The organism is Streptomyces sp. AK08-02 (assembly GCF_033795085.1).
GTDB lineage: Bacteria > Actinomycetota > Actinomycetes > Streptomycetales > Streptomycetaceae > Streptomyces > Streptomyces echiniscabiei.
Genome location: NZ_JARAZV010000003.1, coordinates 415,117 through 438,435 on the forward strand (window position 1 = coordinate 415,117; position 23,319 = coordinate 438,435).

The 23,319-nt window shown below is 71.5% G+C and carries 24 protein-coding genes; 11 read left to right on the forward strand and 13 right to left on the reverse strand.

Annotation, left to right across the window (positions count from 1 at the left end; translation table 11 throughout):
* Positions 1 to 204: 204 nt before the first annotated feature.
* Positions 205 to 1,011, forward strand: coding sequence for an IclR family transcriptional regulator (locus PV734_RS08275; protein ID WP_319097300.1), 807 nt, complete (start codon positions 205 to 207; stop codon positions 1,009 to 1,011).
* Positions 1,012 to 1,282: 271 nt separating this feature from the next.
* Here the strand turns inward: PV734_RS08275 and PV734_RS08280 are convergent, their stop codons facing one another.
* A complete protein-coding gene (locus tag PV734_RS08280) occupies positions 1,283 to 1,570 on the reverse strand; it encodes a DUF5955 family protein (protein WP_319097301.1) in 288 nt (95 codons plus the stop codon).
* A gap of 195 nt (positions 1,571 to 1,765) precedes the next feature.
* On the opposite strand from PV734_RS08280, the gene PV734_RS08285 reads away from it, so the two are divergent.
* On the forward strand, positions 1,766 to 2,365 hold the full coding sequence (locus PV734_RS08285; RefSeq protein ID WP_319097302.1) for a nucleotidyltransferase family protein: 600 nt from the start codon (positions 1,766 to 1,768) through the stop codon (positions 2,363 to 2,365).
* 131 nt (positions 2,366 to 2,496) lie between these two features.
* Positions 2,497 to 4,128, forward strand: coding sequence for a malate synthase A (aceB, locus tag PV734_RS08290; protein ID WP_319289109.1), 1,632 nt, complete (start codon positions 2,497 to 2,499; stop codon positions 4,126 to 4,128).
* A gap of 4 nt (positions 4,129 to 4,132) precedes the next feature.
* Here aceB and PV734_RS08295 read toward each other — a convergent pair whose 3' ends face one another.
* The 4 genes from PV734_RS08295 to PV734_RS08310 form a co-directional block, all read right to left on the reverse strand.
* On the reverse strand, positions 4,133 to 4,420 hold the full coding sequence (locus PV734_RS08295; RefSeq protein WP_319097305.1) for a SelT/SelW/SelH family protein: 288 nt from the start codon (positions 4,418 to 4,420) through the stop codon (positions 4,133 to 4,135).
* 5 nt (positions 4,421 to 4,425) lie between these two features.
* The gene (locus PV734_RS08300) at positions 4,426 to 5,337 is read right to left on the reverse strand and encodes a HipA family kinase (RefSeq protein WP_319289110.1); all 912 of its coding nucleotides are present in this window, start codon (positions 5,335 to 5,337) and stop codon (positions 4,426 to 4,428) included.
* 44 nt (positions 5,338 to 5,381) lie between these two features.
* Positions 5,382 to 7,631, reverse strand: a complete 2,250-nt coding sequence (locus tag PV734_RS08305) for a protein kinase domain-containing protein (RefSeq protein WP_319289111.1) — start codon at positions 7,629 to 7,631, stop codon at positions 5,382 to 5,384.
* Between the two features lie 169 nt (positions 7,632 to 7,800).
* A complete protein-coding gene (locus PV734_RS08310) occupies positions 7,801 to 9,315 on the reverse strand; it encodes an IucA/IucC family protein (RefSeq protein WP_319289112.1) in 1,515 nt (504 codons plus the stop codon).
* A 137-nt stretch (positions 9,316 to 9,452) separates the two neighbouring features.
* Here PV734_RS08310 and PV734_RS08315 point away from each other — a divergent pair, with 137 nt between their 5' ends.
* The 3 genes from PV734_RS08315 to PV734_RS08325 are packed head-to-tail and all read left to right on the forward strand — an operon-like array spanning position 9,453 to position 13,140.
* Complete coding sequence (locus PV734_RS08315) at positions 9,453 to 10,970, forward strand: IucA/IucC family protein (protein ID WP_319289113.1); 1,518 nt, start codon at positions 9,453 to 9,455, stop codon at positions 10,968 to 10,970.
* Between the two features lie 47 nt (positions 10,971 to 11,017).
* Entirely contained in the window at positions 11,018 to 12,286 is a 1,269-nt protein-coding gene (locus PV734_RS08320; protein WP_319097311.1) for a VWA domain-containing protein, read from the forward strand.
* A 26-nt stretch (positions 12,287 to 12,312) separates the two neighbouring features.
* Positions 12,313 to 13,140, forward strand: coding sequence for a hypothetical protein (locus PV734_RS08325; RefSeq protein WP_319289114.1), 828 nt, complete (start codon positions 12,313 to 12,315; stop codon positions 13,138 to 13,140).
* A gap of 61 nt (positions 13,141 to 13,201) precedes the next feature.
* Here the strand turns inward: PV734_RS08325 and PV734_RS08330 are convergent, their stop codons facing one another.
* Complete coding sequence (locus tag PV734_RS08330; protein WP_319289115.1) at positions 13,202 to 13,846, reverse strand: helix-turn-helix domain-containing protein; 645 nt, start codon at positions 13,844 to 13,846, stop codon at positions 13,202 to 13,204.
* An 86-nt stretch (positions 13,847 to 13,932) separates the two neighbouring features.
* On the opposite strand from PV734_RS08330, the gene PV734_RS08335 reads away from it, so the two are divergent.
* The 4 genes from PV734_RS08335 (at position 13,933) to PV734_RS08350 (ending at position 16,988) form a co-directional block, all read left to right on the forward strand.
* Positions 13,933 to 15,141 carry a pyridoxal phosphate-dependent aminotransferase gene (locus PV734_RS08335; protein WP_319097316.1) on the forward strand — a complete coding sequence of 403 codons (1,209 nt, stop codon included), beginning with the start codon at positions 13,933 to 13,935 and terminating at the stop codon, positions 15,139 to 15,141.
* Positions 15,142 to 15,189: 48 nt separating this feature from the next.
* Positions 15,190 to 15,735, forward strand: a complete 546-nt coding sequence (locus tag PV734_RS08340) for an HAD domain-containing protein (RefSeq protein WP_319097318.1) — start codon at positions 15,190 to 15,192, stop codon at positions 15,733 to 15,735.
* A gap of 60 nt (positions 15,736 to 15,795) precedes the next feature.
* A complete protein-coding gene (locus PV734_RS08345; protein ID WP_319097320.1) occupies positions 15,796 to 16,443 on the forward strand; it encodes a hypothetical protein in 648 nt (215 codons plus the stop codon).
* Positions 16,444 to 16,565: 122 nt separating this feature from the next.
* A complete protein-coding gene (locus tag PV734_RS08350) occupies positions 16,566 to 16,988 on the forward strand; it encodes an acyl-CoA thioesterase (protein ID WP_319289116.1) in 423 nt (140 codons plus the stop codon).
* 124 nt (positions 16,989 to 17,112) lie between these two features.
* On the opposite strand, the gene PV734_RS08355 is transcribed toward PV734_RS08350, so the two are convergent.
* The 7 genes from PV734_RS08355 to PV734_RS08385 form a co-directional block, all read right to left on the reverse strand.
* A complete protein-coding gene (locus PV734_RS08355; protein ID WP_319289118.1) occupies positions 17,113 to 18,486 on the reverse strand; it encodes an 8-oxoguanine deaminase in 1,374 nt (457 codons plus the stop codon).
* 13 nt (positions 18,487 to 18,499) lie between these two features.
* Positions 18,500 to 19,429, reverse strand: a complete 930-nt coding sequence (gene pucL, locus PV734_RS08360; protein WP_319097323.1) for a factor-independent urate hydroxylase — start codon at positions 19,427 to 19,429, stop codon at positions 18,500 to 18,502.
* Positions 19,430 to 19,436: 7 nt separating this feature from the next.
* Positions 19,437 to 19,853 carry a hydroxyisourate hydrolase gene (gene uraH, locus PV734_RS08365; protein WP_319097324.1) on the reverse strand — a complete coding sequence of 139 codons (417 nt, stop codon included), beginning with the start codon at positions 19,851 to 19,853 and terminating at the stop codon, positions 19,437 to 19,439.
* A 5-nt stretch (positions 19,854 to 19,858) separates the two neighbouring features.
* Positions 19,859 to 20,371: a 2-oxo-4-hydroxy-4-carboxy-5-ureidoimidazoline decarboxylase gene (uraD, locus tag PV734_RS08370; protein WP_319097325.1), complete on the reverse strand. Its 513-nt coding sequence runs from the start codon at positions 20,369 to 20,371 to the stop codon at positions 19,859 to 19,861.
* 155 nt (positions 20,372 to 20,526) lie between these two features.
* Positions 20,527 to 20,838: a helix-turn-helix domain-containing protein gene (locus tag PV734_RS08375; RefSeq protein WP_319097415.1), complete on the reverse strand. Its 312-nt coding sequence runs from the start codon at positions 20,836 to 20,838 to the stop codon at positions 20,527 to 20,529.
* 65 nt (positions 20,839 to 20,903) lie between these two features.
* Positions 20,904 to 21,158 carry a hypothetical protein gene (locus PV734_RS08380; protein ID WP_164415567.1) on the reverse strand — a complete coding sequence of 85 codons (255 nt, stop codon included), beginning with the start codon at positions 21,156 to 21,158 and terminating at the stop codon, positions 20,904 to 20,906.
* 124 nt (positions 21,159 to 21,282) lie between these two features.
* The gene (locus tag PV734_RS08385) at positions 21,283 to 22,203 is read right to left on the reverse strand and encodes a hypothetical protein (protein WP_319289119.1); all 921 of its coding nucleotides are present in this window, start codon (positions 22,201 to 22,203) and stop codon (positions 21,283 to 21,285) included.
* A gap of 272 nt (positions 22,204 to 22,475) precedes the next feature.
* Between PV734_RS08385 and PV734_RS08390 the strand changes: the two genes are divergently transcribed.
* Positions 22,476 to 23,315, forward strand: coding sequence for a TIM barrel protein (locus PV734_RS08390; RefSeq protein ID WP_319289120.1), 840 nt, complete (start codon positions 22,476 to 22,478; stop codon positions 23,313 to 23,315).
* Positions 23,316 to 23,319: the final 4 nt, after the last annotated feature.

Below are 23,319 nucleotides of genomic sequence, written 5' to 3' on the forward strand. Positions count from 1 at the left end.
AGGAGTCTTCACCGACCGCCCCACACCGTCAAGAGTCACCCTGCCGACCCGCCCGGCCCGATGCCAACCGGAGCGGCGACCTGGTTGTTTCCACAAGACGGAATTAGACTTCCGGAAAACAGAACGTAGCCACACACCAGCAGGCCGTCAAGCAACCGACCGGTAGGCTGCACCATCGCCTGTCAGCCGTGAAAGGAACGCGCCGTGCCGACGCCCAGCGCCAGCTCCACCGACGCCGCCAAACCCACCTCCGCCGGCGGTGGTGTCCAGTCCCTGGAGCGCGCCTTCGATCTGCTGGAGCGCATGGCGGACGCGGGCGGTGAAGTCGGCCTCAGTGAGCTGTCCGTGAGCAGCGGGCTGCCGCTGCCCACCATCCACCGGCTCATGCGCACGCTCGTGGCCTGCGGTTACGTACGGCAGCAGCCCAACCGCCGGTACGCGCTCGGCCCGCGCCTGATCCGCCTCGGCGAGTCCGCGTCCCGGCTGCTCGGCACCTGGGCGCGCCCCTATCTGGCCCGGCTGGTCGAGGAGACCGGCGAGACGGCCAACATGGCGCTCCTGGACGGCGACGAGATCGTCTACGTGGCGCAGGTTCCGTCCAAGCACTCGATGCGCATGTTCACGGAGGTGGGCCGGCGTGTCCTGCCGCACTCCACCGGCGTCGGCAAGGCCCTGCTCGCCGGTTTCCCGCCGGACGAGGTGCGTTCCCTGCTCGCCCGTACGGGCATGCCGGCCGCGACGGAGAAGACGCTCACGACCCCGGACGGCTTCCTGGCCGCCCTGGAGGACGTGCGCCGCCTCGGCTACGCGGTCGACGACAACGAGCAGGAGATCGGCGTCCGCTGTCTCGCGGTCTCCGTCCCCGACTCCCCCACGGCCGCCGCGATCTCGATCTCGGGCCCGGCGGGCCGGGTCACCGAGGAGGCGACGGAGCGGATCGTGCCCGTGCTGAAGCAGGTCGCGGCCGAACTGTCGGTGACCCTTGCCAGCTCGGGCAGCCCGACCTCCTGATTTCCGGCCACCTGTCGGCGGCACAGCGCCCCCGACAGGGGCGCGGGGAACCGCGCGACCAGCCCCCACCGGCCCGCGGCACTCGAACGCGCGTATCCGACGGAGCGGCTCAATGCCCGCGCCCAAGCAGGTCACAGCCGACCTGTCGGCGACCCCCGCCGGTCCGGGCAGCCCCACCCACTGATCTCCGTCCCAGCGGCCCGCACCCCCCAGGGGCATGGGGAACCGCGCGACCAGCCCCCGGCGGCCCGCGGCGTGTCCGGCGGAGCCGTCAGTGGCGGGGCGGGCCGCCGAACAGTTCCACCGCCGCGCGGACGTCGGACAGGCCACGGGCGAGTGCGCTGACCGAGCCGATCGCGCCGGCGATCAGGAGTAACGAGCGTCGCAGGCGCGGGATTTCGGGGCTGCCCGTGATCGCCATCGCGGCCAGGCACGCCAGTTCGTCCTCGGCGATGCCGCGGTCGGGGAACTCGGCCGGGTGCGCGGCGAGTTCACGGCGCAGCCGGGACACCGCGGTCCGCAACTCCGCCACCCTCGGATCCTCGTCGCTGCCGGTCACCGACCTCTGCCCCAAGCTCCGCAACACAGCTCTCCCCCACTGGCCGCACGTGCGCCCCGCCCGCCCCCGTGGCGTTGGTCGGGCGCCGGGGACGCGGGACAGTAAACGCCAACCACGCGACAGGCGCCACACCATGGACCGAAATTCAGCCCTTGAACACCGGCGGTCCGGCGCCGGGTCAGGTATGCAGGAGGCATGACGGAGAAAGCGGACCAGGTGGCAGGGCTGTTGCTCGCGGCGGGCGGGGGACGACGCCTCGGCGGACGGCCCAAGGCCCTGCTCGAACACCGCGGGCACCTTCTCGTCGAACGCGCGGCCGACGCCCTGCGCGCGGCGGGCTGCACCCCGGTCCATGTCGTCCTCGGGGCCCGGGCCGACGACGTACGGAAGCGGGCGGTCCTGCCCGGGTGCGTGCTGGTGGACAACCCGGAGTGGGAGGGGGGCATGGGGTCCTCGCTGCGGGCCGGGCTGGCCTCGCTGCGCGGCACCGGGGCCGGCGCGGCCCTTGTCTCGCTGGTCGACCAGCCGGCCGTCGGGCCGGAGGCCATGGCCCGCGTACTCGCCGCGTACACGTCCGGGGAGTCCCTCGTGGCGGCCTTGTACGGCGGCACGCGGGGGCATCCGGTGCTGTTCGGCGCCGCCCACTGGGCGGGCGTCGCGGCGTCAGCGGTCGGCGACCGTGGCGCCCGCGACTATCTCGGGGCGCACGAGGACACGATCACCCTCGTGGAGTGCGGTGACGTGGCGGAGCCCTACGACATCGACACACCGGCCGACCTGGACCGTCTGGGGTGACGGCCGCTCGCCGCCAAGATTCTCGACGTCAACAAATGATTGAACTTCCACGATGAGGAAACTAGCATCCACTGATCAGAAACATTCGTTCCCAGCAGCTCACAGCAAACCGCTGAAGGAAGTGACCGCTCATGTCCGCACCAGCGCCGTCCCCGCTGGCCATCGTCGACGCCGAGCCCCTGCCCCGGCAGGAGGAGGTGCTCACCGACGCGGCACTCGCCTTCGTGGCCGAGCTGCACCGGCGGTTCACGCCCCGGCGTGACGAACTCCTCGCGCGCCGTGCGGAGCGCCGCGCCGAGATCGCCCGTACCTCGACCCTCGACTTCCTCCCCGAGACCGCCGCGATCCGCGCCGACGACTCCTGGCGGGTCGCCCCCTCTCCGGAGGCCCTGAACGACCGGCGCGTCGAGATCACCGGCCCGACCGACCGCAAGATGACGATCAACGCCCTCAACTCGGGCGCGAAGATCTGGCTCGCGGACTTCGAGGACGCCTCCGCGCCGACCTGGGAGAACGTGGTCCTCGGGCAGGTCAACCTGGCTGACGCCTACACCCGCAACATCGACTTCACCGACCCGAAGAGCGGCAAGACGTACGCCCTGAAGGCGGCCGGCGAACTCGCCACCGTCGTCATGCGGCCCCGCGGCTGGCACCTCGACGAGCGCCATCTCCAGCTCGACGGTGAGAAGGTGCCCGGCGCGCTCGTCGACTTCGGCCTGTACTTCTTCCACAACGCGCGGCGGCTGCTCGACCTCGGCAAGGGCCCGTACTTCTACCTTCCCAAGACCGAGTCGCACCTCGAAGCCCGGCTGTGGAACGACGTGTTCGTCTTCGCACAGGACTACGTGGGCATCCCGCAGGGCACCGTCCGCGCCACCGTCCTCATCGAGACGATCACGGCCGCGTACGAGATGGAGGAGATCCTCTACGAACTCCGCGACCACGCCTCGGGGTTGAACGCGGGCCGCTGGGACTATCTCTTCTCGATCGTCAAGAACTTCCGTGACGGCGGCCCCAAGTTCGTCCTCCCGGACCGCAACGCCGTGACGATGACAGCTCCGTTCATGCGCGCCTACACCGAACTCCTCGTCCGTACCTGCCACAAGCGCGGGGCGCACGCGATCGGCGGCATGGCGGCGTTCATCCCGTCGCGGCGCGACGAAGAGGTCAACAAGGTGGCCTTCGAGAAGGTCAAGGCCGACAAGGACCGGGAGGCCGGCGACGGTTTCGACGGTTCGTGGGTCGCCCACCCCGACCTGGTCCCGATCGCCATGGCCTCCTTCGACGCGGTGCTCGGCGACCGGCCCAACCAGAAGGACCGTCTCCGCGAGGACGTCCATGTCGAGGCCGCCGACCTGATCGCCGTCGACTCCCTCAAGGCCGAGCCGACGTACGACGGACTCGTCAACGCCGTACAGGTCGGCATCCGTTACATCGAGGCGTGGCTGCGCGGGCTCGGCGCGGTCGCCATCTTCAACCTCATGGAGGACGCGGCCACCGCCGAGATCTCCCGCTCGCAGATCTGGCAGTGGATCAACGCGGGCGTCGAGTTCGAGCACGCGGGAGAAACCGTGAAGGCCACCCCGGAGCTGGCCCGCGAGATCGCCGCCGACGAACTCGCGGCCGTCCGCGCCGAGATCGGCGAGGATGCCTTCACGGCCGGCAACTGGCAGCGGGCCCACGACCTGCTGCTGACCGTCGCCCTCGACGACGACTACGCGGACTTCCTGACCCTGCCGGCGTACGAGCAGCTCAGGGGCTGATCGTTCAGGGAGCCGACGTGTCCGGCCGGTCCGAGTGGCCCAGGGACTTTCCCGGGGCCACTCGGTCGCGTACGGCCCGCTTCACGGCCGTGGGCTCCGGGAAGCCCTGTTCCCTGCGGTCCCAGACCACCTCGCCGTCGACCCGGACGACGAACACGCCGCCGGTGCCGGGCCTGAGCGACAGTTCGCCCAGCTCCGTCTCGAAGGTGGTGAGCAACTCCTGTGCCAGCCAGGCCGCGCGGGGCAGCCAACGGCACTGGGTGCAGTACTCGATCTGTACTACCGGTCCCACGTGGTTCATCCGAGGTGTACCGACCAATCCTGTTCCGCCGCCGGTTTGCCGTGCAGGTCGGGGACCTGTTTGAGCCAACTCGGGCGGCCTCGCTGTGTCTTCGCCGCCCGGAGGGTCTCCTCGACGGCGAGTTCCTCCCGGGTGGGGAAGTCGGTGGGCAGCCAGGCGGCCGAGGCCCGCACGCGCGCGTGCAGATAGCCGACGTACGCCTCCCTGACGTCGTCCGGTGTCGCGAAGCCCGGTTCGCCGGCCAGCCAGGCGTCAGGCACCTCGGCCGCGATGCCGCGCAGCAGGTCCTCGGTCACCCGGGGAGCGAGTTCGGCGTCGGCGGCCCGGGTGTCGGGGGTGTAGTGGCCGAGGGCGTGGTGGCGGAAGTCGTAGGCCTTGGCGGGGTCGGCGCCGTCCCAGCGGTGGTGGAAGACGAGGGCGGCGCCGTGGTCGATGAGCCAGAGGCGCGGGGGCGCGATGCCGAGCGTCGGCCAGATCATCAGGTTGGAGCTGTGGACCGTACGGTCCACGTTGACGGTCAGCGCGTCGAGCCAGATGACCTTCCCGGCCTCCAGCCGGTCGACCGTGCAGCTCGCGGCGACCTCCGGGGTGAAGTCCCGTGCGCCCGGCAGATAGTCCATACCGAGGTTCAGGCCGGAGCTGGCGCTGTGCAGGTCCCGTACTTCCTGGTGGGGTTCGTCGTCGGCGATCGCCGGGTCGAAGTGGACGAGGACGAGTTCGGGGAAGCGCAGTCCGAGGGCGCGGGCCAGCTCGCCGACGATCACCTCGGCGACCAGTGCCTTGCGGCCCTGCGCGGAGCCGGTGAACTTGACGACGTAGGTGCCGAGATCATCGGCCTCGACCACCCCGGGGACGGAACCGCCCGATCTCAGGGGCTCGATGTAGCGGGTTGCCGTGACCTCTCTCATGACGCGAGCATAGTGATCGAATGTGACAGCCGAGAGGGCATTTCTCAGCGCCAGGAGGGATGGCCCTCCGGCGTGCTCCCCGTGGTGAGTTTCCGGGCACCGGTGCCGTCCGCGCGGATCGCCCAGATCGCCGGCCGGTCGAAGGGCCCCCGGACGAAGGCCACCCACTTGCCGTCCCGCGACCAGACCGGGTCCATCTCCTGGGCGGCCGTCCGCACCAGTGACCTGTCGTCGCTGCCGTCGGCCCTGGCGATACGGATGTCTCCTCCCGTCCCCTCGCCGGGTGCTCCGGCGGTGTACGCGAAGTAGCGGCTGTCCGGGGACCAGACGGCGTCCAGCGCCCGCCGGGACTGGTGGGTCACCTGCCGGGGTTCGGCGCCCGGCTGTGCCGGATCGACGACGTGGACCTGCCAGCCCGACGTCTTCTGCAGACAGACGGCGATCAGCTTGCCGTTGGGGGACCAGGCCGGGTCCTCGACCTTTCCGGAGCCGGTTGTCAGCTGCTGCGCGGAGCCGTCCGAGACGGTCACGGCGAACAGCTGCTGCACACCGTCCGCGCGGCGCAGGACGGCCAGTCGCTTGCCGTCCGGGGACCAGGAGACCCGGCCGCCCGCGATGGCGGCGATCCGCCGGACGCCGGTGCCGTCCGCGTTCGCCGTCCACACGGCCGCCCCTTGCGCCGTCTTGCGGGTGAACGCGAACGACTTGTGGTCGGGCGACCACTGCGGGAGGGCGTCGCAGGTTCCGTCGATCAGTTGTTTGGGGTTGTCCGTGGTGGAGTCGCGGAGGGCGATCACGCTGTGGCATTCCGGCGATCCCGGGTCCGTGTCCAGCCGGACCAGCAGCGGGTCGTCGGGGAACTTGGCGGGGGTCGATCGCCGGGGCGACGGTGATGAGGTTCCGCCGGCCTTGTCGGCTCCGGGGTCGCCGGAACCGGTCCAGGGATGCCACACGAACAGCCCCGCGACGGCCGCCGCGACCAGCAGCGCCGCTACGGCGACCGTCCCTCGGCGCCCGCGCCGGGCCCCGGTCCCGTCCACCTGTCCGGCACCGCCGGGCGGGACGGACCCGCCGGACGGGACCGGGTCCGGTGAGAGGACCGGCGGGGGCCCGAAGCCGGGGCCGGGCGACGACCGGACGGTCTGGGGGTGGGAGGCCACGGTCCGGCCCTCGGCGGCCGTCCACGGGGCGTCCGTGGGGCGGGGGTCGGTGGCCGGCGCCCGACCGTCGGCGACCGGCGGCGGCCCGGACAAGGTCGCACGCTGATCCCTGCCCGAAGCCTGCTCCCCGGCAACAGGCGGCGGCCCGGACACGGCCGTACGTGGATCGGTGGCCAGAGCCTGCCTGTCGGTGGCCGGCGGTGGCCCGGACAAGGTCGCACGCGGATCGGTGGGCGTCGCCGAGGGGCGGTCCGCTGCCGAGAGGTACGCCGCGGGGGCCTGCCTGCGGATGAGTGCGGTCGCCTCGGCGGGCAGCCAGGTGTCCGACGGATGCCGGACCGTGAGCTGGTCGAGGAACTCCGACGGGCCGGGGCGGTCGAGCGGGTCCTTTGCCAGACAGGCCGCGATCAGTCCACGCAGCGGGTCGGGCACGCCCGTGAGATCCGGCTGCTCGTGGACCACGCGGTAGGCCCAGGCGGCCGACCCCCCGTCGCCGAACGGGGCGCGGCCCGCCGCCTGGCTGAGCACCACTCCCAGGGCGAACATGTCCACCGCGGGAGTGAGCGTGCCACCGACGAGCTGCTCGGGCGCGAGGAAGCCGAGCGTGCCGATCTGGAACCCGGTCTGGGTGAGGGCCGCGCCGTCGAGAGCCCGCGCGATGCCGAAGTCGATGACCCGCGGCCCGTCCTCCGCGACGATGATGTTGGCGGGTTTCAGGTCCCGGTGGATGACCCCGGCCTGATGAATGGCGGTCAGCGCCTCGGCGAGCCCGGCGGCCAGCACGGTGAGCGTGTCCGCGGGAAGGGGACCCACCTGGTCGAGCACGTCCCGCAGGGTGGGGCCCGGAATGTAGGCCGTCACCAGCCAGGCCGGCTCGCCCTCGGGGTCGGCGTCCACGACCGGCGCGGTGTGGAAACCGCCGACGCGGCGGGCAGCGGCCACCTCGTCGGCGAATCTGCGCCGGAAGCCCGGTTCCGTACTCAGTTCGGGCCGTACGACCTTGACGGCCACCGCCCGGCCCGACCGCGACCGGCCGAAGTAGACGACGCCCATTCCGCCCTGGCCGAGCCGTCCGACCAGCCGGTACCTGCCCTCCCCGACAGAGGCGGGATCACCTGCTCCGAGCGGTTTCATGACTCCCCCATCTCACCTGTCCGGTCCGGCTGTGGGAACTCATCTCCCCGGCCCCCGTCCCCGTCGTGCGGCCGTAATCAGCCACGATGCTCCCCACTACCGGCCATCAGTCTAGATGTGCCGCTCATGACGTCATCGGGTCCGGAACGGTTCCCCGTCGCCCGCCGGTTCACTCGGCCAGCGGATTCCGCAGTGGAAGATATCGGGCGTCGGCGCCGTCGGCTCCGGTCCAGCGCAGCAGCAGGTTGGTCTTGCCGGGCAGGGTGGGCGAGGCGAGGAGTTCGGCGACCTCGGGAAGGTCGTGGCGGGACAGTTCCCGGCGTACGGCCGGCCAGGGGTCGAAGCCCGGGTGGCGTTCCCGCAGCACCTCCGCGACCTCCGTGAGGTGGTTGACGACCAGGCAGTACACGAGCCGCTCCCAGCCCGCCGCCCGCGTCACGTCCGGCAGCAGCTTCACGCCCTCCGCGTCCCGGTACAGGGCCTGCACCGGCATTCCGTGAGCGTCGACCGCGATCAGGCAGTTCTGGAGGTGGGCTTCGATGACGACGCCGGAACGTGCGAACAGTTCGACGACCGGTGGTACGGCACAGCGCAGATACGCCGTCCACCAGGCGCCCGGGTCGGCGAGCCCGTCCAGCGGGTTGCCGTCGAAGCCCTCGACCAGCGCGGCGGCGAGCAGCGGGGTGGCGCCCGGTACGACATGGTCGCGCAGTCCGTCGCGGACCAGGACCGCCAGTTCCTCGAAGGCGAAGTCGGCGGTGCGGTAGCCCCGGTCGCCGAGCCAGACCGGTCGGCCCTCGGTGGCGGCGACGACCGCCGCGTCCGTGCGGCGCAGAGTCAGCAGGTCGTGGCGCCAGAGCCGGCGTACGTCGTTGGTGATGCGGACGTCGAGGCTGAACTTGACGAAGAGGTCGTGCTCGGGCGCGTACAGCGTGCGGATAGCCGCCGTGGGCCAGGTGTCGGACGCGGTCGTGCCCAGCCTGATCAGCCGGCCGTCGGCGAAGGCGTCCGTCAGGCTCGGGCCGACGAGGTCGAGCTGCCAGGGGTGGGCGGGCAGCAGCCGGTAGCCGGGCGGGGCCGTACCGAAGGCGTCCAGGGCCGATACGTCGCCCTCCTCGGCGACCGTGTCCTCGCGCACGCCGAGCAGCACCAGCGGGAACGCGGCGTACGCCTCGGGCGCGTACGGCAGCCAGCCCGCGACGGGGCCGCCACCGCGTGCCTTGGGCGCCGGGTGGTAGGGGTGCCCGGTGAGGAGGGACTGCTCGGAGCGCCGGTACGGGTCGTCGGGCGGACTGGCGGCGGCGCGGGCGGTGAGCAGCGCGGCGAGCGCGTCGCGGCTGTCGGCCATCTCGGCGGGCAGTTCGGGGTTGGACACGCCGGTGTACGCCTGGAGTTCCTCGGCCACGAGCTTGACGAGTTCGGCGTGGCCGACCGGGTGCCAGGTGCCGTCGCCGGTGTTCACCTCGGGTGCGGCGGGCCGCCGTCCCCCGCGCACCCGCAGCAGGCGCTCCCCGCTCGGCAGTCGGTACACACGCTGCTCGCCCGGGCCGGGGAGCGGCTGCGCCACCTCCCGGAGCAGGCAGTTGATCAGGGGCGCGGTCGCGTACGCGTCGGCACGCGCTCCGGTGCCTTCGGGGGTGGCGGGCGTCGCCGGGGGTGCGGTGGGGGGCCTGGTGGGGTCCACGCGTTCCCTCGTTTCTTACGGTGCTTTCCTACGGTTGCGGTTTCCCGCGCTGGACCGGCGATCAGTATGTCTGTCGTCGTCCACGCCCGCTCACCAGCACATACCCGCAGCCAAACCCGCACCCGAGGAGCCCGCCCGTGCACCGTCCCTCCAGCGCAGAGGCCGAGGTCGCCGACGAACTGGCCGCCGTGCGGCCCGACCTCGTCCCCCGGTACGCGGCCGAGCTGCCCGGCGCGCGGGCCGCCGTCCTGACGCGGTTGTGGCGGGCGCTCGTCCATGAGCCGCTGCCGTGGATCGTCGGCCGTGAGAGCGGTGCCGGTCTCCTGCTGGCGGACGGCCGCCGGCTTGAGGGCCCGTACGCCGATCCGTACGCCGTCGACGGCCGGGTCACCGCCGTACGGCTCGGGACAGGGCGCGGGGCGGTGTCGTACGAGGACCCGGCGCGGATGATGACGGACCTGGACGTGCCGCACGGACCCGCTTTCGCGGTCGAACTCGGCAACAGCGTGGCCTCGTTGGCCCTGTCCCGCGCCGACCAGGAGCCCGGTCCGCGGGCCCCCGTGACCGGCTGGGAGTGGGAGCAGCGGGTCGTCGACGGGCATCCCTTCCACCCCAACTGCCGTTCCCGGCCCGGGTTCTCGGTGGCCGAGCAGTTCGCGTACGGGCCCGAGCACCGCCCGGTCGTGGAACTGGCGCTGGTGGCTGCGGGCGACTGCGCCGTGCGGGGCGAGTGGCCCGAGTGGCTGTGGGACGGTGGGCGTCCGCTGATCCCGGTGCATCCCTGGCAGGCGGAACATGTTCTCCAGCTCCCCACCCGGGGTGGGCTGTCGGCGCATCCGCTGATGTCCCTGCGCGGTCTGGCGCTCCCGGAGGGCGGACCGCACGTCAAGACGGCGTTGAGCGCCCGGCTCACCTCCTCGGTGCGGGACATCTCGCCGTACTCGATCGAGACGGCGGCGACGGTGTCGGCGTTCATGGAGTCCATGGCCGCACGGCTCGACGGGCTGCTGCACATCACCCGCACCCTCGGCGCGGTCACCGCCGACTCCCCCGATCTGGCGGCGGTGCTCAGGGAGCCGCCGGACCTGTACGCGGACCCGGGGGCCGGCGAGTACGTCGTTCCCGTGGGCGCCCTCGCCGCCACGGGTTTTCCACAATCTCGCTCCTGGCTGGCCGAGTTCACCCGTCTCGCCCTCACCGTCGGTCTGCGTCTGCTCGATCTGGGCGTCGCTCTGGAGGCCCACGGTCAGAATCTCCTGGTCGTACTGTCGGCGACCGGCGATCCGCTGCGGCTGGTCTACCGCGACCTCGCCGACATCCGGGTCAGCCCGGCCCGGCTGGCCCGCCATGGCATCGCGGCGCCGGAGTTGACCGGACGGATCGTCACCGACGACGAACCCGCCCTGCGTCGCAAGCTGTTCGGTTCGCTGGTGGCGGGGGCGCTGGGTTCGACCGCCGGTTCCCAGGTGGCGCTGCGGGAGGCGCTGGAGACAGCCGTACGAGGGCTGCCGCGCACGCCCGATCTCCTCGCGCTGCTCGAACAGCCGCTGCCCACCAAGGCGTTGACCCTGATGCGGCTGTCACCGGGCTCGCCCGGAGACCTGTGGACCCAACTGCCCAACCCGCTGGGAGAGGTGACGAAAGAGGGCAGCTGACGGGACCCGTTTTGAAGCGGGTCGCCCGGGGTCAATAGGATCCGTCGATGATCACAAGACAACGGCTGGCGGCGGGCGCCTGCGCCCTGCTCACCGCCCTGGCGGCCGGGATCGCGGTCCCGGCCGAAGCCGTCGCCGACGAAACCACCGCACTCGCACCCAAGGTCAATCTCCTTCTCGATGTCAGCGGTTCGATGCGGGCGCGCGACATCGACGGCCAGTCGCGGATGGCCGCGGCGAAGCAGGCGTTCAACGAGGTACTGGACGCGACACCCGAGGAGGTCCAGCTCGGCATCCGCACGCTGGGCGCCAACTACCCGGGCGACGACCGCAAGGAGGGCTGCAAGGACACCGCGCAGCTCTACCCGGTGGGCCCGCTCGACCGCACGGAGGCCAAGGCCGCGGTCGCGACGCTCACACCCACCGGCTGGACGCCGATCGGCCCCTCGCTGCTGAAGGCCGCCGACGACCTGAACGGCGGTGAGGGCACCAAGCGCATCGTGCTCATCAGCGACGGCGAGGACACCTGCGCGCCGCTCGACCCGTGCGAGGTGGCCCGGGAGATCGCGGCCAAGGGCATCGGTCTCACCATCGACACCCTCGGTCTGGTCCCGAACACCAAGATGCGGCAGCAGCTCAGCTGTATCGCGGAGGCGACCGGCGGGACGTACACGTCGGTGGAGCACACCGAGGAACTCACCGACAAGGTCAACCAGTTGGTCGTCCGCGCCGCCGACCCGGTGGTGACGCCGGTGGCCGTCGAGGGCGCGGCGGGCTGCGGAGACGCTCCGGCGGTGAAGTCCGGTCTCTACACGGACCGCGAGGAGTTCGGCCAGCAGCGCTGGTACCGCGTGGAGGTCTACCCGGGGAAGGAACTGCGCGCCTCGGTGAGCGTCTCGGCGGACCGTGCCGTCAACCCGGACTACGGGGTGCTGCTGCGGGCGGTGACCACGCACGGCCGTGAGATCGTCCGCGGCGAGGGCAACGGCACCGGTCGTACCGACGTCATCTCGACCGGCCTGCGTTATGCGAAGGCGGATACCGACGACGACGCGGACAAGCCGGCGGCCGAGACCGTGTGTCTCCAGGTCACCAACTCCTTCTCGGCGGCCGGTGGTGTGAAGTCCGCACCCGGGCTGCCGCTCGAACTGACCGTGGACGTCGTCGACGGTCCGAGCCAGGCGAGCGACGTGGCCTCCTTCGGTCTCGGCCGCGGCTGGTGGCTGCTGGGCGCGCTCGTCCTGTTCGGTTTCCTCACGGGTGTTCTGTGGGGCTGGATCTCGCGTTGGCGGGTCGCGGTATGGAGGACCAACTGATGCGAGTTGTGCGAGTTGTGCGAGTGATGCGAGTTCCGGGAAGACAACTGCTGCGCGCTGTACGCGTGTTGGGCTCGGCCGTGCTGCTGCTCGGGCTGGCCGCGACGCCGGCCGTCGCCGACGCCTCGCCCTCCCCGAGCCCCTCTGACGGCAGTTCGGCCCCCACCTCGGCGGGCACGTCGTTCCGTACGGCGACGGAGATCGACCAGGGGCAGCAGGCCACCGCGAACGGTTCCGCGGGCGACTACCTGTACTGGTCGTTCCCCGCGGACTCCGGTCAACGCCCCACTGTCAAAGCGACGGTGAAGCTGCCGGACACGCACGCCTCGGAGACCTGGCAGCTCGACGTGTACGACGGACTGCGGCGCCGCCAGGCCTGCCAGTACGGCGCCCAGACGCGCACCGCCGCCTCGGGCACGGCGTCGGTGGAGCTGGCGTGCGTCCTGCGCACGGTCCGCGCCTGGTCGGAGCAGTGGGCCAACGACCCGCTGCCGGGCACGTACTACGTCCGGCTGACGGCCGTGAACCTTCCGACTTCGGACCTCGGCCTCCCGGTCGGCGCCGAAGTGCGGGTGGATTCCAAGGACATCGGCGGTGCGGCGGCCGTGGACGGCTCGCTGGCCGAGCCGCTGGTTCCCGGCATCGCGGTCAAGTCCGAGGAGAAGGAGGACAGTTCGGCGGCGTCCGCCGTGCTGTCCAGCATCGAGCCCGACGACGGCTGGTCGTCCGGCTGGTGGTCCGACCGCTGGGTCTGGACGGCGATCGGCGGTGCGCTGGCCGCTCTGGCGGGCGTCGGCGGCTACGCCCTGACGCGCGGCTCGGGCCGACCGAGGCAGGTTCCGCCGGGCGCCTGACCCGCAGCTGACGGTACGTCGACATGCCCGCCGCGCACGGTCGCGGCGGGCATGCCGTGCCTCAGGCCTCGCGCAGGGCCTTGGCGAGCGTCCCGTCGCCGGTCACCTCGATACGTCCGTCCCGTACGGCGCCCAGCACGCTCAGGTCTCCCCGGCCGACCGCCGCACAGGTGCCGGTGTCCATCGACAGGCGGGCGTCGGGCTCCTCAGGCGCGGGGCCGGCCCCGTACACCGGAACATCCCGGGCACCCACGTGCAGATGGAACTCGCCCTCCTCCAGCCGGACTTCGACGAGCCCTCCGCCGTTCACCCCGTCCACCGCGTCCAGCCCGCGCAGCAGGGGCAGCGCGAACCAGTGGGCCCGTACGGCGTCCGTGGCGCGCCGCTCGCCCAGCTCGGGCCCGCCCCACTCCCCCAGCGCCTGCAACACGGGCAGCAACTGGCTTCCCCGGCGGGTGAGTTCGTACACGAATGCGGCCCCCGGCGGGGGCAGCCTGCGTCGGGTGGTGAGGCCGTCCCGCTCCATGTCCTTGAGCCGCGAGGCCAGTACGTCCGTGCTGACGCCCGGCAGGTCCGTGTGCAGGTCGGTGTAGCGGCGCGGACCGGCCAGCAGCTCCCGGACGATCAGGAGAGTCCAGCGGTCGCCGACGACATCGAGGGCGCGAGCGACGGAACAGTGCTGGTCGTAGCTTCGGCGAGGTGACATGCGACGCAGTCTAGACATGTTGTTGGACTTTCCAAGCTGAAACTTGGTAAAACCAAGCAACACACGAACCGGAGGGGCGTAAGCGCATGGAGTTCCGGCAGTCGAGCAAGCTCAGTGAGGTCTGCTACGAGATCCGCGGACCGGTGATCGAGCACGCCAACGCACTGGAGGAGGCGGGCCACAGCGTCCTTCGCCTCAACACCGGCAACCCCGCGCTCTTCGGCTTCGAGGCACCGCCGGAGATCCTCCAGGACATGATCCGCATGCTGCCCCAGGCCCACGGCTACACCGACTCGCGCGGCATCCTCTCCGCCCGCCGGGCCGTCGCCCAGCGCTACCAGGAACGCGGTCTGGAGGTCGACGTCGACGACGTCTTCCTCGGCAACGGCGTCTCGGAACTGGTCTCGATGGCCGTCCAGGCCCTCGTCGAGGACGGCGACGAAGTCCTCATCCCCGCCCCCGACTTCCCCCTCTGGACGGCGGTCACGACCCTCGCCGGCGGCAAGGCGGTCCACTACCTCTGCGACGAACAGGCCGACTGGTACCCGGACCTGGACGACATGGCCGCGAAGATCACCGACCGCACCAAGGCGGTGGTCATCATCAACCCGAACAACCCCACCGGCGCGGTCTACCCGAAGGAGATCATCGAGGGCATCCTCGACCTGGCCCGCCGCCACGGCCTGATGGTCTTCGCCGACGAGATCTACGACCAGATCCTGTACGACGACGAGGTGCACCACTCGGCCGCCGCACTCGCCCCCGACCTGGTCGTCCTCACCTTCTGCGGCCTGTCGAAGACGTACCGCGTGGCCGGCTTCCGCTCGGGCTGGCTCGTGGTGACCGGCCCGAAACAGCACGCCCGCAGCTACCTCGAAGGCCTCACCATGCTGGCCTCGATGCGCCTGTGCCCCAACGCGCCCGCGCAGTACGCCATCCAGGCCGCGCTCGGCGGCCGGCAGTCCATCCACGAACTCACCGCCCCCGGCGGCAGGTTGCGCGAACAGCGAGACCGCGCGTGGGAACGCCTCAACGAGATCCCGGGCGTCTCGTGCGTCAAGCCGAAGGGCGCGCTGTACGCGTTCCCGCGTCTCGACCCGGCCGTGCACAAGATCCACGACGACGAGAGGTTCGTCCTGGACCTGCTTCTCCAGGAGAAGATCCAGGTCGTGCAGGGGACCGGCTTCAACTGGCCCTCCCCCGACCACTTCCGCATCCTCACGCTCCCGTACGCGGACGACCTTGACGTGGCGATCAGCCGGATCGGGCGGTTCCTGAGCGGCTATCGGCAGTAACGCCGACCGGGGCGGTCGACCGGCGTCCGCCCTGGGTAGCCCTTCCCCATGACGGACCGACCGCTGCTCCTCCTCGATGTCGACGGCCCCCTCAACCCGTTCCGCGCCCGGCTGCTGCGCCACCGGGGATACGTGACCCGCCGGATGCACCCCGCCAACTGGTCCGCACGGCAGAAGCCGGGCTCGCGCCGGCTCCGGCGGGGCCTGCGGATACGGCTGCATCCGGGACACGGTGCCCGGCTGCTCGCCCTGCCGTACGACCTGGCGTGGGCCACGACCTGGATGCACGAGGCGAACGAGATGATCGGCCCGGTGATCGGCCTGCCGACGGCCCTCCCGGTGATCGAGTTCACCAACCTGTTCGCCGAGGACCCCGACGGCCTGTACTGGAAGACACGGCGCGTGGTGGAGTGGGCCGACGGTCGCCCTTTCGTCTGGGTCGACGACCTGATCACCGACCTCGACGTCCGCCATGTGGCCGAACACCACGCCGGGCCGGCGCTTCTGCTGCGGGTCGACCCGCGCCGGGGTCTCGGGGAGCGCGAGTTCGCCGAGCTGGAGCGCTGGGCTCGCGATGTCAGACCCGGGTCGTAGTCTTCGAAAGGGTCGACGACCGTTCGACCTCATCGGCCGACGACCAGGGAGGAGTGCGCCATGCCCCGTCCACCGACCCCCGCCCAGCGACGCGTCATCGACGCCGCCGACCCCGTCACCGGACGGCTGCGGGGTACGGAGTTCCAGCTCGCCGCGCTGGTGAGTCGAGGGCTCGCCTTCCGGCACCCGCGGCCACCGCACGCCCACTTCCTGACACCGTCCGGCCATCGCGTACGCGAGGAGGCCCGGCACACCGACACGCCGGCCCCGGCCGAGGCCGTCCCCGCTTCCGGGGCCCCGGGGGTGTTCGCCGCCCGGGTGGGCGGCGAGGAGGAGATACCGGCCGCCGGGCCCGCCCGGACCCGTGAGGTGCACAGTGCCTGGCAGGGGCTGCTGGAGCTGCGCCGGATGACCAACACGGACGGCGCCACGGACCGTCCGTGCGGCTGGGAGCGTACGCATCTGGTGCAGGCCGCCGCGCTGGCACTGGAGGCGGCGGGCCACCACCCCGAGGACGGCGGCCCGGCCGGTGGCGGCTACCGCGTGCGGGCGACTCCGCAGCCGGAGGCCGTCGCCGTGCGCGAGAGCGACGGTGACGCGCTGCGGGCCTGCGCGGCCACCCTGGAGCAGACGGGCTGGCAGGTCGGCGAGCACACCGAACCGCGCACGGGCGCGCGCTATCTGCTGGCGTCACCCCGCCGGAAGTAACGGCCGGATACGCCAAGGCGGTTGACGGCGGCGAGCGACCGCTCAGTACGCTTGCGCCCTCGTCGTGAAGCCGAGCTGTAGAACCTAGCCGCAGAGCCGTAGAGCACCCTGAAGGGGAAGTCGTGGCCGAACCGTTTTCCGTCCCGGTGACCGTGCGCGGGTACGAGACCGACATGCAGGGTCACGTCAACCAGAGCGTGTACCTCAACTACGCGGAACACGCCCGCTGGTCGTTACTCCACGCGGCCGGGATCAGCCAGGCGGAGCTGATGGGCAAAGGTGTGGGACCGGTGGCCCTGGAGACCACCATCCGCTTTCAGCGGGAGCTGCTGGCGGGCGACGAGGTGGAGGTGACCTGTGACTTCGTCTGGGGTGAGGGCAGGACCTTCCGTATCCGGCAGACGATCCGCAAGGCCGACGGCACGATCGCGGCGGAGGTCACGGCGGTCGGCGGGCTGATGGACCTCAGGGCACGCAAGCTGGTCGCCGACCCGAAGAAGTACTTCCGCGCGCTGGCGTCCGAGCCGCGGCTGTTCGGTCTCTGAGCGGTACTCACCGCGGCTTCCTGGCATCGGCCGACCGGTGGTGCGACGGTTGGACTCCGGCCGAGGGCCGTCCCCCTCGGCCGGAGGTCTGGGCGGGCGGCCCGTTCAGGACGCGCCCGGCACCTCAGGCGCCCGCCGCGATGGCCGCCAGCCGCCGGGCCTCGGCGCGCGTCGAGCGGGCGATCTCGTCCTCGTCGACGTGCAGCAACCGCCCGTTCTCGACGATCTGTTCGCCGTTCACGAACGACGCCGTGACCGGGGCCGCCGCACCGAAGACGAGGGCGGTGACCGGGTCCGCGATCGACGCGTGGGCCAGGGTGTCCAGGTTCCACAGCACCAGGTCGGCGAGCTTGCCCGGCTCCAGGGACCCCGTCTCCCGTGCCCGGCCCAGGACTTGAGCACCCCCGTACGTACCGAGGCGCAGGGCCTGACGGGCGTTCAGAGCCGCCTCCCGGTGCGCCCCGAGGCGGTTGATGAGGAGGGCGTTGCGCAGTTCGGTGTGGAGTTCGCCGGACTCGTTGGACGCGGTGCCGTCGACGCCGAGGCCGACCGGGACGCCGGCCGCGAGCATGTCGGGGACGCGCGCGATGCCCGCCGCCAGCCGGGCGTTGGAGGACGGACAGTGGGCCACACCCGTCTTCGTACGGGCGAAGGCGGCGATGTCCGAGTCGTTCATGTGGACGCAGTGCGCCATCCACACGTCCTCGCCGAGCCAGCCCGTGGACTCGAAGTAGTCGGTCGGTCCCATGCCGAACAGTTCCTTGCAGAACTGCTCCTCCTCGACCGTCTCCGAGCCGTGGGTGTGGAGCCGTACGCCCTTGCGTCGCGCCAACTCCGCGCCCTCGCGCAGCAGTTCGGTCGAGACGGAGAACGGTGAGCAGGGGGCGACCGCGACCTGGGTCATGGCGTCGAAGGAGGGGTCGTGGTGCTCGTCGACGGTGGCCTCGGTGGCGGCGAGCGCGCCCTCCAGGGTCTCGACGGCGAAGTCCGGGGGCAGGCCGCCGTCCTTCTCGCTGCGGTCCATCGAGCCGCGCGCGAGGGTGAACCGGACGCCCATCTCGCGGGCGGCGCCGATGATCGCGCCGGACAGGTCGCCGGAGTCCTTCGGGAAGACGTAGTGGTGGTCCATGGCGGTGGTGACCCCGCCGCGGGCCATCATGGCGAGCGAGCCCCGCGCCGCCGCGCGGACCATCGGCTCGTCGATGCGCGCCCAGGTCGGGTACAGCGCCACCAGCCAGTTGAAGAGGTTGTGGTCGGTGGCCAGTCCGCGGGTGATCCACTGGTAGTAGTGGTGGTGGGTGTTGACCAGGCCGGGGGTGACGAGATGCCCGCTCGCGTCGATGCGCCGGACCACGTCCGCGAGGCCCTCGGGGGCCTTGCCCGGGCCGACCGACTCGATGCGGTTGCCGGCGATCACCACATGGCCGGAGGCGTACTCGGTGTCGGTGGCGTCCACGGTCGCGACCGCGCAGTTCTCGATGACGATGCGCTGAACCATCGCTCAGACGTCCTTACAGGTTGGTGAGGTCGGCGGGGATGCGCGGCTCGGCGCCGTCACGCAGGATCGTGCCCTCGATCAGGCCGTACGGCCGGTCGGCGGCGAGGTAGACAGCTCCGTCGGCGGTGTCGTTCGTCAGCCCGAACGGCTTCAGGTCCACCAGGAAGTGGTGCTTGTTGGGAAGGGCGAAACGCACCTCGTCGATCTCCTCGCGGTGCTCGATGATCCGCGCGCCCATCTGGAACAGGGTCTGCTGGAGCGAGAGCGAGTAGGTCTCCGCGAAGGCCGAGAGCAGATGCCCGCGGGTGCTCGCGTAGGACTCCTCCCAGTCGGGCATCTCCCGTTCCTCGTCGGACCAGTTGAAGCGCCAGCGCGCGGACACCTGGGTCGCCAGGATGCGGTCGTACGCCTCGGGGAGCGTCGTGTACCTGTCCTTGACGTAGCCCCAGAACTCGGAGTCGGTCGTGTTCATCACGACCAGGTCCTTGAGCCCGGAGACGACCTCCCACGACGAGCCGTCGTAGGTGATCTGGGTCAGCCGGGTCTCCTGGCCCTGCCGGGCGAAGGAGTGCTCGCCCTCGCCCGGCGTCCCGATCCGCTCCCAGGAGTACTCCTCGATCCGGATGCGCGCCTTCTCGATCGGCTCCTGGCTGGTCACGAAGTGCCGGGCCAGATGGATGCCGAACTGCTCGGCGGAGTCGATGCCGTACTCCTTGGCGAAGGCGTACACCGTGTTCTTGGTGGTGTCCGTCGGCAGGACGTTCGCGTTCGAGCCGGAGAGGTGGACCTCGTCCATGTCGCCGGAGAGCGACACGGAGACGTTGAGGTCCTTGACGTGGTGGGTGGCGCCGTCGCGGGTGACGCGCACGACGCGGTTCTCGGCCTTGCCGTACTGGTTCTGCCCGAGGAACACGGGGCGGGCCTTGGCTGCTGAATCGGTCATGGTGCTGCTAACTCCCTCGGTATACGGAGTAGCCGAACGGGTTGAGCAGCAGCGGTACGTGGTAGTGCTCGCCCGGCACGACGGCGAACGTGATCGCCACCTCCGGGAAGAACGCTCCCGCCGCACCGCTGTCCCGATTCGCGGGGGCGTCCTGCTGCGCATCGGCCTGTTTCTTCTCCAGGTACGGCTCGACCTCGAAGTCGAGCCGTACGTGGGTGGTGCCCTCCGGCAGCGCCGGCAGGTCCTTGCACCGTCCGTCGGCGTCGGTCGCGCTGCCGCCGAGCGCCCGCCACGCCGCGTCGCGCCCGCCACGCGCGGCGAGCCGGACGGCGACGTCGGCGGCGGGGCGGCCGACGCTGGTGTCCAGGATGTGCGTGGACACGGAGGCGACAGGGGTAGGTGGATCGACGGCGTCGGTGCTCATGTCTGTTACCGCTCTTCCTCTACGAGACTGCCCAGCCGGATGCGGTTGATCTTCCCCAGTTCGACGCGGACGATCTCCCGCTCCCGCTCCGGCGTGTTCCCGAGCCGTTCCCGCGCCGCGTCGCGCATCTGCTCGCCGGTCCGGCCGGTCGCGCAGATCAGGAAGACATGGCCGAAGCGCTCCTGGTAGGCGAGGTTCAGTTCGAGCATCTCCGCCTTCAGCTCCTCCGAGGCGCCGGCCATACCGCGCTGTTCGCGGGCGGAGGTCGGGTCACCGGGCCTGGGGCGGCCGATGGGCGGGTGCCCGGCCATCGCCTCGGCGAGGTCGTCGGCGGTCAGTTCGGCCGTCGCGGTGTCGCTCGCGGTGTACAGGTCCTCGGCGGTGGCGTACGGCCGCTTCGCGAGCAGATGGCGTCCCCAGGCCGTCGAGGCACAGGCCTCGTGGAGGGCGGCGCGGGCCGCGGACTCCTCCAGGGCGTTGAACCGGGCGAGACCGCCAGGGGTCGTACTCGACGTCACGGCGAGCCTCCGTGGCCTTGTGCGTGCTGGGTGTGCCGGGGGGTGCGTGCGGTGAGGCACGACGGGCCGGCTGCGCACAGCTAACGCCTTCCGGCGACGAGACGTCAACACTTTGTTGAAAATCAGGGATGACGGCGCCCTTCGCACCGGGCTCGTCAGGCCTGTTTCTCGCGGTTCAGGTAGTTGTAGACCGTGAACCGGCTGACCCCGAGGGCGCCCGCGACGGTCTCGACACCGTGCCGCACGGAGAAGGCGCCGCGCGCCTCCAGTATCCGTACGATCTCCTGCTTGGCCTTGCGGTCCAGTTCGGCCAGCGGCTTGCCGTGGCCTCGTTCCAGCGCGGCCAGGATGTGATCGAGCGAGTCGGCGAGCTGGGGCAGGCGTACGGCGATCACGTCGGCGCCCTCCCAGGCGAGCACGACGTCGTCCGGCCCGGCCCGGCCGGGCGCGAGCAGCTCGCCCCCCATGGCGTCCACCAGCGGTTTCACGGCCGCGACGAAGGCCGCGTCGGCGGACCCGTCCCCGGCGCCGGTCACCGGCCACCCTCGCCGTCGATCACGTTGACCTGGAGCGAGATCCGGGTGGCGCCCGCCTCCAGGGTCCTGCGCAGCAGCGCGTCCAGGGCGGTCAGTACGGCGTCGGCGCGCCCCTCGGCGGTGTTGCCGAACGGGCCGACGTCCACCGCGTCCAGTTCGGCCGCCTCGATGACCTCACGGGCGACCAGCGCGTGTGCGGGCGCCTCGTCGAGATCGAAGGGCTCGGTCGTGAACTCCACTCGCAGTCGCACTGTGCACATTCTTCCGTCAGGTCGTGTCCCGGCCACTCGGACACGACCCTAACGGACTCCTCCGCGAAATCAGCGGGGATGTGCACCCACACGCGGCGGCGGACACCCCTCATCCTGAACTGACTTACAGGCGCAGGGAGTTCACCTTCAGGACAGGGTCGGGGGCGCTGTCCCGCGCACCGGTGACGCGCCATCTGCGAGCGAGGGACACGGCCAGTGCCGTCAGCGCGGCGAGCGTGGCGACACAGGCCGCCAGAGCGGGCAGCGGGGAAGCGGCTCCGCCCGCCTGCCGTACGTAGGCGAGGGTCTCCGAGTCGAGGTGCGCGCCCAGCAGATGCGCGGCGGCCAGGGCTCCCGAGACGAGGACGGCCGCGCCGGCCACGACCGGCGACCGGCCGAACCACAGCGCCGCGCCGGCCAGCAGGCAGAGCGCGGAGACACCGAGCGAGGCGGTCAGTCCGTGCCTCGGCGCGTCGACCCAGTCGAGGGGGAAGTGGGCCGCGCCGCAGAGCATGACGAGGACGGCGACTGCGCGGCGGAGCCAAGGGACGTCGCCGCGCCGGGCAGCCGCGACAACCGTCGGCTCCTCGGCGCGCGGTGCGGTGTGCGGCAGGGTGCGCGGGGCAGTGGCGGGTTCCGCGTCGTCGTCCTGGGCGTCGCCGATGCGCCCGATCAGCTGCACGAGGTCCTCGACGGGCCTGCTGGTGGCGGCGGCGTGCACCGCCTGGGCCTCCGCGTGAGCGGCGTACGGGGCCGCGTGCAGGAGCGCGACCAGACGGCCGACCTCGGCGACCGGCCGCTGCTCGGCGGCTGTCCGGATCGCCTCGTCCATCCGGTCGACGCCGTGTTCCGGCGGACCCAGCAGTTCCACGAGGCGCGAGACGTCCTCCACGGAGCGCGCGACGGCCGCCACCCGCAGGACGGTCGCCGCGGTCGGTAGACCGTCGGGCGACTGCTCCAGGAGGGTGACGAGCTGGACGACGTCGTCCAGCGGCCTGGCGACGACCAGGGTTCGCACCAGGTCGTCCGTGCGTATACGGGTCACGGGACGGATTTCGCCCGGTCCGGGATTCCCCGGGCGGGCGGGGAACGGCTCGACGGCCATGTTCGCCTCTCAACTTCAGTGCACCGGCACACGGGAAACGTGCGCCCCGCTCATATGAACGTTGAACCCTGTGTAACCGCCCGCTTACCACCCCGCCACTCGGGAGAGCCCCTTGACAAGCCTCGACGTTCGGCGGCAATCTTCCACTAGATAGAAAGTCATTTCCACGATACGGAATTCGACACACGGAATCAACGGAGGCGCCGACGGCCATGGGATTCACAGAGCAGCGCTTCAACGTCAACCTGTCGATCCTCTTCACGGAGCTCCCGCTCCTGGAGCGTCCGGCGGCGGCCCGGGCCGCCGGCTTCACCGCGGTCGAGCTGTGGTGGCCATGGCTCGACTCCCCGACCCCGGCCCGGTCCGAGCTGGACTCCCTGCGGTTCGCGATCGAGGACGCCGGCGTCCGGCTCACCGGCCTGAACTTCTACGCCGGACAGCTGCCGGGCCCGGACCGGGGCGCCCTGTCGGTGCCGGGCGAGGAGTCCGAGCGGTTCCGCGCCAACATCGAGGTCGCCGCGGATCTGGCCGAGTCGCTCGGCTGCGGCGCGCTCAACGCGCTGTACGGCAACCGGATCGACGGCGTGGACCCGGCCGCGCAGGACGCGCTGGCGCTGGAGAACCTGGTGCTCGCGGCCCGGGCGGCGAACCGGATCGGTGCGATCCTCCTCGTCGAGGCGCTCAACAGGCCGGAGTCCCCCCGGTACCCGCTGGTGAGTGCCCCGGCCGCCGTGGAGGTCGTCGACAGGGTCAACGAGGCGACCGGGCTCGGCAACGCCCGTTTCCTGATGGACCTCTACCACCTGTCCATGAACGGTGAGGACCTCCCCTCGGTGATCGACCGGTTCGCCGCGAAGACGGGCCATGTCCAGATCGCCGACAACCCCGGCCGGGGTGCTCCCGGCACCGGCACGCTCCCCCTCGCGGACCATCTCGACCAGCTGCGCAAGGCCGGTTACGAGGGCTGGGTGGGCCTGGAGTACAAGCCGGGCGACCGGCCGAGCGCCGAGGCGTTCGGCTGGCTGCCGCACGTGGCACGCCGCACCCCCTGACATC

Bases quoted from the DNA above. Each gene is read 5' to 3' on its own strand.
- PV734_RS08285 (WP_319097302.1), top strand. From the start codon at position 1,766: ATGACGGAGAAAGCGGACCAGGTGGCAGGGCTGTTGCTCGCGGCGGGC.
- aceB (WP_319289109.1), top strand. From the start codon at position 2,497: ATGTCCGCACCAGCGCCGTCCCCGCTGGCCATCGTCGACGCCGAGCCC.
- PV734_RS08300 (WP_319289110.1), bottom strand. From the start codon at position 5,337: ATGAGAGAGGTCACGGCAACCCGCTACATCGAGCCCCTGAGATCGGGC.
- PV734_RS08305 (WP_319289111.1), bottom strand. From the start codon at position 7,631: ATGAAACCGCTCGGAGCAGGTGATCCCGCCTCTGTCGGGGAGGGCAGG.
- PV734_RS08320 (WP_319097311.1), top strand. From the start codon at position 11,018: ATGATCACAAGACAACGGCTGGCGGCGGGCGCCTGCGCCCTGCTCACC.
- PV734_RS08325 (WP_319289114.1), top strand. From the start codon at position 12,313: ATGCGAGTTCCGGGAAGACAACTGCTGCGCGCTGTACGCGTGTTGGGC.
- PV734_RS08330 (WP_319289115.1), bottom strand. From the start codon at position 13,846: ATGTCACCTCGCCGAAGCTACGACCAGCACTGTTCCGTCGCTCGCGCC.
- PV734_RS08335 (WP_319097316.1), top strand. From the start codon at position 13,933: ATGGAGTTCCGGCAGTCGAGCAAGCTCAGTGAGGTCTGCTACGAGATC.
- PV734_RS08340 (WP_319097318.1), top strand. From the start codon at position 15,190: ATGACGGACCGACCGCTGCTCCTCCTCGATGTCGACGGCCCCCTCAAC.
- PV734_RS08345 (WP_319097320.1), top strand. From the start codon at position 15,796: ATGCCCCGTCCACCGACCCCCGCCCAGCGACGCGTCATCGACGCCGCC.
- PV734_RS08355 (WP_319289118.1), bottom strand. From the start codon at position 18,486: ATGGTTCAGCGCATCGTCATCGAGAACTGCGCGGTCGCGACCGTGGAC.
- pucL (WP_319097323.1), bottom strand. From the start codon at position 19,429: ATGACCGATTCAGCAGCCAAGGCCCGCCCCGTGTTCCTCGGGCAGAAC.
- uraH (WP_319097324.1), bottom strand. From the start codon at position 19,853: ATGAGCACCGACGCCGTCGATCCACCTACCCCTGTCGCCTCCGTGTCC.
- PV734_RS08375 (WP_319097415.1), bottom strand. From the start codon at position 20,838: ATGGGGGGCGAGCTGCTCGCGCCCGGCCGGGCCGGGCCGGACGACGTC.
- PV734_RS08390 (WP_319289120.1), top strand. From the start codon at position 22,476: ATGGGATTCACAGAGCAGCGCTTCAACGTCAACCTGTCGATCCTCTTC.